The 14,066-nt window shown below is 39.3% G+C and carries 8 protein-coding genes and 6 tRNA genes; 3 read left to right on the top strand and 11 right to left on the bottom strand.

Annotation, left to right across the window (positions count from 1 at the left end):
• Nucleotides 1-177: 177 nt before the first annotated feature.
• From GQR52_RS01800 to GQR52_RS01760, 9 genes are all read right to left on the bottom strand, one after another.
• Nucleotides 178-3,261, bottom strand: coding sequence for an efflux RND transporter permease subunit (locus GQR52_RS01800; RefSeq protein ID WP_024589701.1), 3,084 nt, complete (start codon nt 3,259-3,261; stop codon nt 178-180).
• Nucleotides 3,258-4,574 carry an efflux RND transporter periplasmic adaptor subunit gene (locus GQR52_RS01795; protein WP_010554901.1) on the bottom strand — a complete coding sequence of 439 codons (1,317 nt, stop codon included), beginning with the start codon at nt 4,572-4,574 and terminating at the stop codon, nt 3,258-3,260. The genes GQR52_RS01800 and GQR52_RS01795 overlap by 4 nt, the downstream gene beginning before the upstream one ends.
• Nucleotides 4,564-5,979 carry a TolC family protein gene (locus tag GQR52_RS01790; protein WP_165727252.1) on the bottom strand — a complete coding sequence of 472 codons (1,416 nt, stop codon included), beginning with the start codon at nt 5,977-5,979 and terminating at the stop codon, nt 4,564-4,566. The genes GQR52_RS01795 and GQR52_RS01790 overlap by 11 nt, the downstream gene beginning before the upstream one ends.
• 687 nt (nt 5,980-6,666) lie before the next feature.
• Nucleotides 6,667-6,742, bottom strand: a tRNA-Thr gene (locus GQR52_RS01785).
• 102 nt (nt 6,743-6,844) lie between these two features.
• Nucleotides 6,845-6,920: transfer RNA gene (locus GQR52_RS01780), tRNA-Phe, on the bottom strand.
• A 51-nt stretch (nt 6,921-6,971) separates the two neighbouring features.
• Nucleotides 6,972-7,047 (bottom strand) — tRNA-Thr (locus GQR52_RS01775).
• Between the two features lie 57 nt (nt 7,048-7,104).
• A tRNA-Phe gene (locus GQR52_RS01770) sits at nt 7,105-7,180 on the bottom strand.
• 55 nt (nt 7,181-7,235) lie between these two features.
• A tRNA-Thr gene (locus GQR52_RS01765) sits at nt 7,236-7,311 on the bottom strand.
• A gap of 71 nt (nt 7,312-7,382) precedes the next feature.
• Nucleotides 7,383-7,458, bottom strand: a tRNA-Phe gene (locus GQR52_RS01760).
• 341 nt (nt 7,459-7,799) lie between these two features.
• Between GQR52_RS01760 and GQR52_RS01755 the strand changes: the two genes are divergently transcribed.
• On the top strand, nt 7,800-10,577 hold the full coding sequence (locus GQR52_RS01755; RefSeq protein ID WP_007582951.1) for an ATP-binding protein: 2,778 nt from the start codon (nt 7,800-7,802) through the stop codon (nt 10,575-10,577).
• A 52-nt stretch (nt 10,578-10,629) separates the two neighbouring features.
• On the opposite strand, the gene GQR52_RS01750 is transcribed toward GQR52_RS01755, so the two are convergent.
• Together GQR52_RS01750 and mutY are read right to left on the bottom strand one after the other, a co-directional pair.
• Nucleotides 10,630-10,902, bottom strand: coding sequence for an oxidative damage protection protein (locus tag GQR52_RS01750; protein WP_007582954.1), 273 nt, complete (start codon nt 10,900-10,902; stop codon nt 10,630-10,632).
• A 35-nt stretch (nt 10,903-10,937) separates the two neighbouring features.
• Entirely contained in the window at nt 10,938-11,999 is a 1,062-nt protein-coding gene (mutY, locus tag GQR52_RS01745) for an A/G-specific adenine glycosylase (protein WP_165727251.1), read from the bottom strand.
• A 161-nt stretch (nt 12,000-12,160) separates the two neighbouring features.
• On the opposite strand from mutY, the gene trmB reads away from it, so the two are divergent.
• Both trmB and GQR52_RS01735 read left to right on the top strand, forming a co-directional pair.
• Entirely contained in the window at nt 12,161-12,886 is a 726-nt protein-coding gene (gene trmB, locus GQR52_RS01740; RefSeq protein WP_007582957.1) for a tRNA (guanosine(46)-N7)-methyltransferase TrmB, read from the top strand.
• Nucleotides 12,887-12,952: 66 nt separating this feature from the next.
• Entirely contained in the window at nt 12,953-13,978 is a 1,026-nt protein-coding gene (locus GQR52_RS01735) for a methyltransferase (RefSeq protein WP_165727250.1), read from the top strand.
• The last annotated feature ends 88 nt before the right edge of the window (nt 13,979-14,066 follow it).

Here is a 14,066-nt window from a genome sequence, read left to right as displayed (position 1 = left end):
AAACCCTCGCCTTTAAAAGGCTTTATCAAAAAAACTTAACCTTCCTGTTTATTCTTATATTTATCTAATTTTTTTATTCACTTATCTTCAATTGTCTAATATTACTTTTTAGCTTATAAAAAAGCCGCAGGTAATTTCTTACCTACAGCTTTAATAATCACGTATTTAAGAGTGAAGTTATTTAAACCAACCTTGAAAACGCTCCATTAGCATGTAGTTTATTGGTACTAACAATAAGGTAATAAAGGTAGCAAAAATAATCCCAAACCCTAAGCTCACCGCCATTGGTATTAAAAACTGTGCCTGAGTCGCTTTTTCAAACAGTAATGGCATTAAGCCAATAAAGGTCGTTAAACTAGTTAGCATTACAGGGCGAAAACGTGATGCACCTGCAATTTTTATAGCATCGAGAACTTTACCACCTTCACTGCGCTTTTTATTAATAAAATCAACGAGTACAAGCGAATCATTTACCACCACCCCGGTTAGCGCAAGCATACCGAGTAAACTCATAATAGTTAAGTCCATTCCCATAATCCAATGCCCTACTACAGCACCTATCATGCCAAATGGGATTACACTCATTACTATGATTGGTTGTAAGTAAGATTTAAGCGGTATTGCTAATAGCGCATAAATAATAAAAAATACAAACACAAGTGCCCAAGCCAACGAACCAAACGACTCTCTTTGCTCTTTAGCCTCACCTTCTAGTTTGTAATCTACTCCAGGATATTGCTGCATTAACCCATCTAAATACTCCGTTAGGTCAGCCTGCAGTATGGTCATGTTGGTATTATTTTTTTCGATATCGGCTGTTACGTTTAATGTGCGGTAACGGTCTATTCGATTAATAGTTGATGGACTTTGCCCAGCAGTAAGTGTTGCCACGTGCGATAAAGGCACTGAGCCTCCATCAGGCGTATTTATAAGTATGTTTTGTAGGTCAGCTACAGAGCGGCGCTCATCTATAGGTAAGCGTACCATTACACGTACGTCATCCCTGCCTCGCTGAATACGTTGTGCTTGCGAGCCAAAAAACGAGTTACGTACTTGCCCAGCTACATTGACTCTATTTAAGCCCAGGGCTAAACCTTGTTGCGTAAGCTCTATTTGTAACTCTTCTTTACCGTCGGACATACTATCGGCAATATCAAATACCGTTGGATAGGTCGATAAACGGGTTTTAATGTGATCAGCCACGTCTTGTAAAATAGTCAACGAAGTGCCGCTAAGCTGAACATCAATTGGGTCAGAACTTCGGCCAATTTCGGCTCTAAACGTTAAACTTTCGGCACCTGGAATGACACCAATTAAATCGCGCCATTCGCTGGCGAGTTCTCGTGATCCTATGTCTGATTCACGCTTTTCAGCCGGTGTTATTTCAAAGCGTACAGAGCCTGAATTAGATACACCACCACGCCCGCCTGTTGTGGCTAATATATTTAAAATAACGCTTTCGCCAGTATCTGGGTCGCGGTATTTTTCTTGTAATTGCTGCGCCTTTTGCGACATGTCAATTACGTATTTATTAGTTACTTCAAACGGTGTACCTGTTGGTAGTGTTAAGTTAACGCGGACTGTTTCGCTTGGTATGCGCGGGAAAAATACAAACTTAGTCCAACCGCTGGTGATCATGGTTAAAATTATAACAAATACACCAATAAACAAGCTTACCGAAGCCAATTTATGGCGCAGTGCTAAATTTAAAGTGGGTTGATAGTATTTTAAAATCGCGTTTTCAAATCCATCTGCAAAACGCTGTTGAATAACATCAAACTTTGAAGGTTCGCCTTTTTCGTGGCGTAGTTTTATATATTTTAAATGTGCTGGTAGTACAAATTTAGATTCAATCAATGAAAACAATAATACCGGAATAACCACTACCGGTATTTGTGCAAACAAGGCACCACGCGCCCCTTCAATAAAGGCCAAAGGTAAAAAGGCAGCAACGGTAGTCAACACACCAAATGTTACTGGTGTTGCTACTTCTTGAGTACCTAAAATTGCGGCTTGCTCGCCCGACTTAGCCGTTTTTAGATGGGTGTAAACGTTTTCACCGGTAACTATGGCGTCATCAACAACAATCCCCAGTACCAATATAAAGCCAAATAAGCTCATAATATTAAGGGTTACGCCAAAAATAGGCATCGCTATAAACGCGCCCATAAACGAAACCGGAATACCAATAAATACCCAAAATGCAATTGCAGGGCGTAAAAACAAAGTAAGTAAAGCCAGTACTAAAATACCGCCTTGTAAAGCATTGGTAGTAAGGGTCGAAATACGACTTTTAACCAGCTCCGAATCATCATCCCAGTAACTTAGTTCAAACCCTTGCGGGAGAGAGCTTTGTTGCTCTTTTATGTAGTTTTTAACATCGTCAGCAACTGTAATCGCACTTTGTGGACCAATTCGATATACGTCGATAAATGCAGCTTGCTTACCATTAAAGCGAGTACGTACTGGTGTTTCTTCAAAATCATCTTTTATAGTCGCTATATCGCCTAAGCGAATAATAGTGCCATCGGCTTGGTTTTTAACAACAATGCTGGCAAATTCATCTTTACGATATGCTTGCCCTTTAGAGCTTATAAGTACGTCCCCGCCTTCTGTTTTTAAGTTACCAGCAGAAATATCTGAGCTTGAGTTTGAAATAGCACTCGATATTTGTGCCAAGCTTAAATCGTACTGACGAAGAATATCTTGGCTTACTTCAATGGCTATTTCGTAATCACGAACGCCACTTAGCTCTACCTGCGTTACATTAGGTAAACGTAGGATTTGATCGCGTACTGTTTCTGCGTATTCGCGGGTTTCTTTTTCGCCATAGTCACTCGATACGGTAACCGCGATAACTTCACGAATTCGCTCAGCAAGCGCTACTATCGGCTTTTCAGCATCGGCTGGAAAAGTGTTAATTGCGTCTACACGACTTTTTATATCAGCTAAAAGCTCACGAGGGTCGTAACCGCTTTCCACTTCTATTGTCACAGAGCCTGAACCTTCAGAAGAGCGACTAAATATTTGCTTTATGCCCTCTAAATCTTGCACTGCTTCTTCTATTCGTATAGTTACACCTTGCTCTACATCCTCTGGTGTTGAACCACGCAAACTTACATTTACGCTTATCATGTCAGTTTCGAATGAAGGAAATACCTCAAGCGGTATTTTGCTTGATAAGCTAAAAAGTCCCGACAGTAACAGCGTTACTAGCAATAAGTTAGCAGCAACATGGTTTTTGGCAAACCAAGCGATCATGGCTTATCTCCTTGCTTTGCTGCGCGGCGTTTTTTTAGCTCTTCAACACTAATACCCTGCTCTTTTGCTTTTTGCTCAAGCTGCTCTGGCGTCGGGCGCTTTCCTTTGCCTTGCCCATTAGCTCCTCGGCTTTTAGGTTGCTCTGTGCTTTGTTCGCCTAAAATACTTACCTGAGTACCAGAACTCACTTGCCCTAGTGGAGTAATAACCAGTTTATCATTTGGATTTAATCCCGTTTTTATCATCGCTTGTGTCGCATTTTGCCAAGCAAGTGTAATGTCTTTACGCTTAAGTACACCCTCTTCAACAACATAAACATACGTCCCTTGATATATTGTACTGTTAGGGATTATAAGTGCGTTAGGAACTGTTTTACCGGTAATTTGCGCTTTTATGTATTGCCCTATTTTTATTGGGTACTGGTTATTAGCCGTTGCTTTATATGGGTCGTTAATTTTAGCAACTACGTAAAGCTGTTGTGCACCTTCATCTATAGCACCTTCGGTACGCGCTAGCTGCCCTTGCCACGTTTGCTCACCCACTAAGTCAGAGGTAAATTTAACAATTGAACCTGCTTGATTTTTGGCGCCATCACGATATTGCTCTGGTAAATTTACGAACGGAAGATCTTTATTTTTAATCGGTAAACGAATCTCTACGCTATCGATTGCGTAAATAGTGGCAAGCTGGGTATTGTTAGTAACAACTTGCCCCAAATCAACACTACGGCTAAGTATACGACCCGCATATGGCGCGGTTACTTTAGTGCGCTCTAAATCAAGCATGGCTTTTTCAAGTACTGCTTGAGCCGATAAAACTTCTGCTTCGGCTGCTGCAAGTTGTGGTTCACGCAGTACTAGGCTGCTTGCCTGATTTGAGCCGCCAAGGCGTTTCCAATCAGTAATAGCTTGTTGTCCACGCGCTTTTTCTTCTAATAAGCCTTGCTCTGCCGTTAATAAATTGGCTTGAGCAGATTTAACTTCAGCTTGATGATCTCTATCGTCTAGCTTTAAAAGTACGTCGCCCTTTTCAAAAAAGCCACCTTCTCTAAAGTCATCACTTACTTCAATTATTTGCCCAGATGCCTGAGCAACTAATAAACTTTGTGTACGTGGTTTTACCGTACCGTAGCTATCAATCATCACTTGGTAATTTTGTGGTTTAAGCTCAAGCGCAGCCACACTTATTGATGCTTTAGGAGGTGAGCCAAAGCGTTTAGCCTCTGGCGGATTACCTTTAATAAACATAACAATTAAAATAGTGGCAATAATAACCACCGCTGGAATAATAATTTTTGCTGTTTTAGTTTTCATCATTATTGCTCTTTAGTTCACTTGAGGGCTTTGCAAAATCACCACCAAGGGCAACGTGTAAGTTAATTCTGTTAGCTATTAATTGGTTTTTAATGTCGATTAAGGAGCTTTGTGCATCGAAAGACCTATCTTGTGCGTCAAGCACCGTAGTGTAAGTTACCAAGCCACTTTGATATTGCTCAAACGACAACTGCTCTGCTGCAAGTGCGTTTTCTTGCGCCTCAAGGGTGCTGCTATATTGTGATTTAAGAGACTGCTGCTGTGAAATCGCATTTTCTACATCACCAAATGCATCGTAAAGCGTTTGCAAATAAAGTTGCTCTTGCTTTTGAGTATTAAGGCGCGCTATTTCTTCATTCGCTTTTAAGCGTCCGCCCTCAAAAAGTGGTGCTGAAATACTACCTAATAACGACCATGCAAGGCTTGATGGAGAAAACAAGTCGCTTACTCTGTCGGTGCTATCACTTAGTGAAGCTGTTAAGTTTAAACTTGGAAAGCGTTGTTTGTGCGCATACGCAAGTGATGCGTCGGTGGCTAAAAGATCATACCAACTTGCTCGCAGCGTAGGTTTACGTGTTATAAGTTCAGAAGGTAAGCCTAGTGGAATATCGGTATTAATAACGGGTAAGTCGCTACTAGCAGTAATGGCACCTTTTGGGTATTCACCCAGTAAACGCTCAAGTACGCGTGCTGAAGCCGATAGGTTCGCCGTTTGAGTGGCAATGCGAGCGCGTTCAGTATTGAGCTCATTACGAGCTAAGTAAACATCGAGAGCTTCGTTTATACCTTGGCGATAGCCAGACTCGATAATATCTAGGTTTTGCTGTGCGTTAGCTTCTCTGCGTTTAAATAAATCGAGTAATTGTTGTGATGTAACAACATCAAACCAGCCTGTTACCACATCAGCAACGAGTTGCTGTTTAGCTTGCTCAAACCGTGCCTGTTGCGCTAAATAGTTAAGATTAGCTTCGCGCTTTGAATCCGAAAGCTTACCCCATAAATCAACCTCGTAAGTTAAGTTTAAACTAACTGAACTTGCGTTGTCGTAGCTCACTGGGCGGTTGTCTTTACTACGGCTAGTACGCGTTGATAAATCGAGGCTAGGCCAAAGCGCAGCACCCGATACTATAAGCTGTTGTTTTTGAATTTCTACATCGTAACTAGTTTGTAAAAGCTGTTGGTTGTTTTTAAGTGCTTGTTGTACAAATTTGTTAAGCGTAGGGTTTTGTAGTTGTGTAAGCCATTGCTCTTGTACTTTTAATACCGAGCTTGATGCTTCTTGCTGCCATTGCTGTGGCATATTATTAGGCGCTTGCATGCGCTGCGACGAGTTAAAATCACTCGCACAGCCGCTAAGCAGCATCACACTAATTGCCAATAGGGTTGGCTTGCATTGCCAAATCATAATTAAACCTAAATTACTGCTATTTATGAACGTAATTCAAGCACTTTGGCAACTTTTGCTCAACCTACTTTACATAACATTACATAGCTAGCGATGAACTAACATAATAGCCAGTTATACGGTAAAAATGAGCAAATGATCAGCAATTTTTAATAATAAAAAATTAACTTTTTGTAGTGTGTCTAAGAGATTATACCAATTCGCTTAATTAAGTGGTCTATTTTGAGGTAAGAAAATCGTGTCGATAACAAGGCAAAAATTTCGTTATTTAGTTGCTCTATATCAGAAATTTTTAACGCAGTTAGCGTCAGGTTTAATCACTCAAATTAATTAAGTATTATTGCGGATTGGTATTAGACATATAGAAACAGAAAAGCCCCGCTATAAGCGAGGCTTTTGAATAAATGGTGCCGACTAACCTAGTCGAACGGATAACTTATACAGACTATTGATTACAAGTCAGTTGCTTTGCTCTTAACTATGGGTATTTTTAATTCTCAAGTTGAAAACAAAAAAGCCTCGCTATAAGCGAGGCTTTTGAATAAATGGTGCCGACTAACCTAGTCGAACGGATAACTTATACAGACTACTGATTACAAGTCAGTTGCTTTGCTCTTAACTATGGGTATTTTTAATTCTCAAGTTGAAAACAAAAAAGCCTCGCTATAAGCGAGGCTTTTGAATAAATGGTGCCGACTAACCGAGTCGAACGGTTGACCTACTGATTACAAGTCAGTTGCTCTACCAGCTGAGCTAAGTCGGCACACAAAACTGTGTGCTAAGGCACGTTCAATTTTAAAGATTGATAACTTTTATAAAGCACTTAAAATAAAAAAACCTTGCATAAGCAAGGCTTCTCAATAAATGGTGCCTCGACGCGGAATCGAACCACGGACACGAGGATTTTCAATCCTCTGCTCTACCGACTGAGCTATCGAGGCACATAAACTGTGCTAATTAATTGTGATACTTTACAATTAACTTTAAATAAATGGTGCCGACTAACCGAGTCGAACGGTTGACCTACTGATTACAAGTCAGTTGCTCTACCAGCTGAGCTAAGTCGGCACACAAAACTGTGTGCTAAGGCACGTTCAATTTTAAAGATTGAGAACTTAAAGTAAATGGTGCCTCGACGCGGAATCGAACCACGGACACGAGGATTTTCAATCCTCTGCTCTACCGACTGAGCTATCGAGGCACATAAACTGTGCTAACTAAAAGTTAAATAATTATTTAACTTTTAGCTTTATAAATGGTGCCGACTAACCGAGTCGAACGGTTGACCTACTGATTACAAGTCAGTTGCTCTACCAGCTGAGCTAAGTCGGCACACAAAACTGTGTGCTAAGGCACGCGTAATAATGTTTAAACTGTTGATTAAACACCACTACTTTAATAAATGGTGCCTCGACCCGGAATCGAACCAGGGACACGAGGATTTTCAATCCTCTGCTCTACCAACTGAGCTATCGAGGCACTTAAACAGTGCTAATTAAAAATCTTAAGGGATTTTTAATGCAATTCCCACTCATCTCTAGCGACTGAGCTATCTGGGCGTGCGGCGTATTAAACGAGTTTTGCCCTTACAAGTCAACTTTTTTTTTCTTCTTTATAACTGTTTGAACGGTTTTCAGACAACTCAGTACATTTTTTATTAATAACGTTCATTTTTACCACAAATCGGGCTATAACTATAAATAAATATAACTAAATCAGACTAAAACCGTAGTGAATTATTTTTTGTAAATGTTACGATTAGCTTAGATACGTACGATAGGGACTTATCGTAGTAAAAACACATCAATTGGAAACAATCAATGCAGAGTAAATTCTCATCGCCAGTAAAAGGCTTACTGCCACTTTTTTTAATCATTAATATTGCTGTAACAGCGCTCGCTATTGTTGCCCACTCATTTTATACACAAACTGAAGTTAAGACAGCCCAACCAGTATCATCTATTAATATTGTAACGCTTGCCGATAGATTAGACTTACCTATGGTTGATGCATTAACTATGTATGGTCAAGGTAAAGTAAAACAGTTACTTGATTTAACCTCCTTATTAGACGGTGACTTTGAATATACTCTATATCGCTTCAATGCTACATCAGATACTCAGTTGGTATATAGCAGCAGTAAACCAGCCATCGCTTCTGTTAAAACTGAAAAGCACTTAAAAGAAGAAGGTATCCTGCATCACCTACTATTGTTAAACGATCAACCCATTGGCGAGCTTATTATTAAGCAAAACATACCAGCCACGCCTTTAAGCGCTCAAGACTCTCAAGTTATCGCTTACATCATCGCGATAGCGAGTGTTGCTGCATTATTTATACTTACTTTAATGTTTAATATGTACATTAATACGCGCTTACGTAAAAGTACTGACACTCTTACTCAAGAGTTACAGGCAATCACTGAAGATGCTAATTATAATAGTAATGTTGATGAGCAACTTGATATTGGTTTAGGTGTAGTAGCAAAAAACATCAACTTATTGCTACAAAAAGTACAAACTGCAATGAGCGAGAATGACTCTGCACAAAAAGAGCTTTATAAATTACAAAATGGCCTAGAAGCCGAAGTGCAAAATCGTACCTTAGCGCTTGAGCAAGCCACATTAAAAGCAGAGCGAGCAAGCGAAACTAAAACAACATTCTTAGCAACGATGAGTCACGAAATAAGAACACCGATGAATGGTGTTATAGGTACTATTGATTTACTGCGCCAGACCGAACTTGATGGCGCTCAGCATCGTTTAAGTACGATTATTCGTGAATCAGCATTTTCGTTATTGAGCATTTTGGATGATATTTTAGATTTTTCTAAAATTGAGGCTGGAAAGCTAAATATTGACCCGATCCCATTTTCGGTAACCGATACTATTGAAGAAGTTGCTCGTGTGCTCTCATCAGTTGCTAAAAAACGTGAGCTTGATTTAGAGCTAGCAATAGCACCAGATATTCCTATAAATCTTACCGGTGATAGCGTACGTGTACGTCAGGTTCTTTATAACCTATGTAGCAACGCAATTAAATTTACGAGCACTGATGAAAAAACCCAAGGGCATGTAAAAATATCAGTAGAGGTGGTACATAATACGACTGATCACTTTACCTTACGCTTTTGCGTAACTGATAACGGTAAAGGCATGTCGCAGGCACAACTACGCGAAATATTTAATCCGTTTATTCAAGCCGAAAATTCGATTACCCGAGAATATGGAGGGACAGGTTTAGGTCTTTCTATTTGTAAAAGCTTAACTGAGCTTATGCTAGGGACTATTCATGTAACTAGCCATACAGGAATTGGTAGTGAGTTTACTGTTGAACTGCCGTTTAGCACATCGGGTAGAATTAAGTACGCACACAAAGGTGCATTAAATGGTAAGCAAATTGTTGTAGTTAGTAATCACCTAGAACGTGAAAAAACAATGTACCGTTATTTATCGTTTATGGGCGCTAAAATAGTTTATGCACACACAGAAGAAGAAATTGAAGAGCATCAACATTCGCAAGATATTATTTGGGTGGCTGATGGCATAGACAATATGGATAAAACAAACGCGCTGCTAAGACGCTTATTTTATTCATTAGAAGATTATAACCAACAAGTTGTTGTACTAAGTAAGCTTGATGAAGCGGCTATAAATCATAATAATATTTTTTATATTAATGCCTCTCCTTTATGTAAGTCTAACTTTATGCTGTCTATTTTAGTCGCTGCAGGTTTGCATACACCTAAACAAATTAAAAAAACCAAAACACTTAATAACTATTTAAATGTTGAGCAAGCTCGTAAATCAAACAAATTGGTTTTACTTGTTGAAGATAACCTTCTAAACCAACAAGTGCTGACCGATCAATTACACATACTAGGTTTTGGCGTTGAGATAGCAAACAACGGTGAAGAAGGCTTAGATATGTGGAGAAAAGGTGATTACTCACTTATTTTAACCGACTTACACATGCCTAAAATGTCGGGTTACGATATGGTCGAAAAAATCCGTAACGAAGCAGAGCTATTAGAATCAATTGATGCACAGCCTTACATTATTGCTGTAACAGCAAACGCACTTAAAGGCGAAAAAGAGCGTTGCTTAGCCGTAGGTATAAACGACTTCATTACCAAACCTATAGAGCTAAACGCGTTAGAGGACACTTTAAAACGCTGGAGCGATAAGCAAAGCCAAAACCCAAATGTAGTTATCCATCAAACCATGGCGCTACCTATTGATATGGAAGCAGTTGCTAAATATGTAAATGGTGACGAAGCTAAACAGTTACGCTTTTTCAAAATGTATTTAGAACAAAGCCAAGGGCTAATTAAGGGGATTAATTCAGGCGTTATGGTTAACGATTTAGATGAGATTATTGAAGGGTGTCATCAATTAAAATCGATCTCTAAAACAATTGGTGCCCTAACGGTGGCTGAACTTTCAAGTGCATTTGAAGATAAATGTAAAAAAGGTGAACTCACTACCGATGAATTAATAGACTTAAGAGATAAGTTAGAAATTGAATACTCTAAGGCAGCTCAATTTTTAAAAGAACAAATTAAAATCTCTGAGCAAGAAGATGAGTTAAGTGATTAAATAATCGCACACAAAAAAAGGGCTATTTAGCCCTTTTTTTATGTTCAAAATATTATTTTTCAGGCGGTCGATAACCTTCAATTTCCACATCTTTGTTTTCAAACAAAAAGCCAACCATTTGCTCTTCTAAAAATGTGCGGTGCTCTGGATCCATCATATTTAAATGCTTTTCGTTAATAAGCATTGTTTGCTTATGCTGCCACTGACCCCACGCTTCTTTAGAGATGTTATTAAAAATCTTTTCACCAACTTCACCAGGGTATAACTGAAAGCCAAGCCCTTCGGCTTCTTTTTGTAACTTTTGACAAAATACTGTACGTGCCATGATTGATTCTCTCTAACGCTAAATATGGGGCTATTCTATACTATTGCTGTAATTTGTTTAACCAACTTTTTAGTTGGCGCTGCTAGGCCAACCTCTATTGATTGATCAAGCGGATACCACACTAATTGTTTGTCATTTACTACATCAGGAATGTTCTTAACATTGAGCACATGCGGATTAATCGTCAGCTCAAAATGTGAAAACACATGAATAAACGCTTCAAGCTCTACTAAGTCGGCTTCTAATCCTTGCTGAGCTAAAAACATTTGAAGCTCCTCGTACTCATTAAATTCAAAAAAGCCAAATAGTCCTCCCCAAATACCGCTGTTAGGGCGTTTTTCCATAAGCACTTTATCGCCACACTGAACAATTAACTGATGACAACTCTTCTTCGGCACTGCTTTTTTAGGTTTAGAATGTGGAAACTCTTTTACTTTACCTGCATTAAAAGCACCACAACCTGAATTTAATGGGCAAGCCTCGCAATCAAACCGGCTGCGTGAGCAAACACTCGCACCTAAATCCATCATAGCTTGATTAAATTCGGTGACATTATTTTTAGGTGTTAATTGCTCTGATAAATGCCAAAGCTGATTTTCGACTTTTTTAATACCGTACCAACCTTCTATCATAAAGTAGCGCGCTAAGACTCGCTTAACATTTCCATCTAAAATTGGATGATGCTGTCCAAGCGACAATGATAAAACAGCCCCGGCAGTAGAGCGCCCTATTCCCGGTAAATCCATTACTTCATCAAGCGTTTGCGGAAATTCGCCTTGGTACTTGTCACGTACTATTTTAGCTGTTTTATGTAAGTTACGCGCACGAGCGTAATACCCTAAGCCGGTCCAGTGATGCAGTACTAAATCTTCATCAGCATCGGCTAAAGCAATAATATCTGGAAAGCTTTGCATAAATTTTTCAAAATATGGGATAACAGTAATAACTTGAGTTTGCTGGAGCATCACCTCAGACACCCACACTTTATAAGGTGTTTTACCCAACTGCCATGGAAGTGTTTTACGCCCATGAAGGTGATACCAATCAACGACTTGATTAGAAAACGAATTAGACTGTTCTTTATTTAAATCCAACATATTGTACTTTTACTGATGCTCAATGGCGGCTCAGTCTATTGTAGTTAATAAAAAGATCAAGCTATAGGGCGTGTAAAACCAGCTAATACTTGTGATTGCGGGCTCGGTCAGGGATAATATGCAACCATTTTTAAACACATTGTTTTTGTCAGGCCAATAATATGAGTGAATCAAGCAACACTAACCTTGAGCAAGCTAAGCAAGAAGGTAAATACATCCGCACCATTCGCAGTTTTGTAAAACGCGAAGGTCGATTAACCAAAGGCCAAGCCGCTGCAATCGAAAAATGCTGGCCAACAATGGGCCTAGAGCATAAAAACGGTATGCTTGATTTAAGCGAAGTTTTTGGCAACAACAATGATGTAGTAGTAGAAATTGGTTTTGGTATGGGTAAATCGCTTGTCGAAATGGCAACAAATGCCCCTCACCTAAACTTTATTGGTATTGAAGTACACCGCCCAGGCGTTGGTGCTTGTTTAATGGATGCCGATGAAGCAGGCATTACTAACTTGCGTATTTTTGAACACGATGCAGTTGAAGTACTTGCAGACTGTATACCTAATGAAAGCTTAACAACACTACAGTTGTTTTTCCCTGATCCTTGGCATAAAAAGCGTCATCATAAACGCCGTATCGTACAAACTGAGTTTGTTGAAAAACTAAGAGCCCAACTGAAAATGGGTGGCGTTTTTCATATGGCAACAGATTGGGAAAACTATGCAGAGCATATGCTCGAAGTAATGAATGTAGCTCCTGGTTTTAAAAACCAATCAGAAACAAACGATTATGTTCCACGTCCAGATTTGCGCCCGCTTACTAAGTTTGAGCAGCGCGGACATCGCCTAGGTCATGGCGTGTGGGATTTAATGTTTGAACGTACTGAGTAATTTGTAACTTTAAGCACTCACTTTTATTTTTAATAAAACTAAACATACTGTAAGGCAAAGCCATTTATGAGCGTACTAACCAACCCAAGTTTACTGTTACTTCGTAATAGCGAGGCACTAACGGGCAAATCTATCTTGGTGGTCAACTTTGTTCAAGATGGCTTTTTAACAGAGCTTAAAAAACTTAACCCGCAAAGCAAGGTAACTGCATTTAGCTACAACCATGCTAACGGTGAGTTTGCTAAAAACACCAAAGACGTTGAGATTTGTGTAAATCACACAATACCTGGTAACGGCTACGATTTAGTTATTCTTTACTATCCTAAATCAAAACCTGAGTTATTAATGGCGCTTGATAATATTCGATCTGCTATTACTGATGATGCCGAACTATTGGTGGTAGGTGAAAACAAAAGTGGTGTTAAATCAATTGAAAAGCAATTAGCTGGTAAAGCTGAGTTTAGTAACAAAATTGATTCAGCTAAGCACTGCGTTCTTTACTCATTTGCTGAGATTACCCAGCACCCTGATTTTGATATTACGACCTACCATAAAAAGTTTGTTGTTAATGTTGCCGACACCGAGTTTACAGCTATTAGTGTCCCAGGGGTTTTTAATCACGGTAGTTTAGATATGGGAACGAAAGTTCTACTCGAAAACGCACCGACAATTAAGCAAGGTAGGGTTCTCGACTTTGGTTGTGGCGCAGGTTTAATAGCAACCTTTTTAGGGCTGCATAATCCAGCAGTCGAGTTTGTGTGTAGTGATGTAAGTGCACTGGCAACTTACGCAACACAGCAGACTCTAAAGCTTAACAGCATCAAAGGCGAAGCGATATTAAGTGACGGTCTTAAAAGCATTACCGGTAAGTTTGATTTAATTATTAGCAATCCACCTTTTCATACAGGTATTGCAACCGACTACACAGTAGCAGAAACATTTTTAGCAAATGCAAAACAGCATTTAACTAAAGTAGGAAAGCTGAATATTGTTGCTAATAGCTTTTTAAAATACCCGCCTATTTTAGAAACGCAATTTGAAAGCTACCAAACGGTATTTAAAAATAACAAGTTTGCCGTATATAGCAGCTAGTATTATTTTAAAAAATGCTTGAGTGCAAACGCGCTCAAGCTAACCTTCGCATAAATATAAGAATTAATTTAGCTTTTTTCCTTCATTT

The sequence above is a fragment of the Pseudoalteromonas sp. 31A1 genome (genome assembly GCF_011378815.1).
GTDB lineage: Bacteria > Pseudomonadota > Gammaproteobacteria > Enterobacterales > Alteromonadaceae > Pseudoalteromonas > Pseudoalteromonas arctica.
Note: the sequence above shows the minus strand (reverse complement) of the source record. Positions and strands in the feature narration are given on the sequence as shown.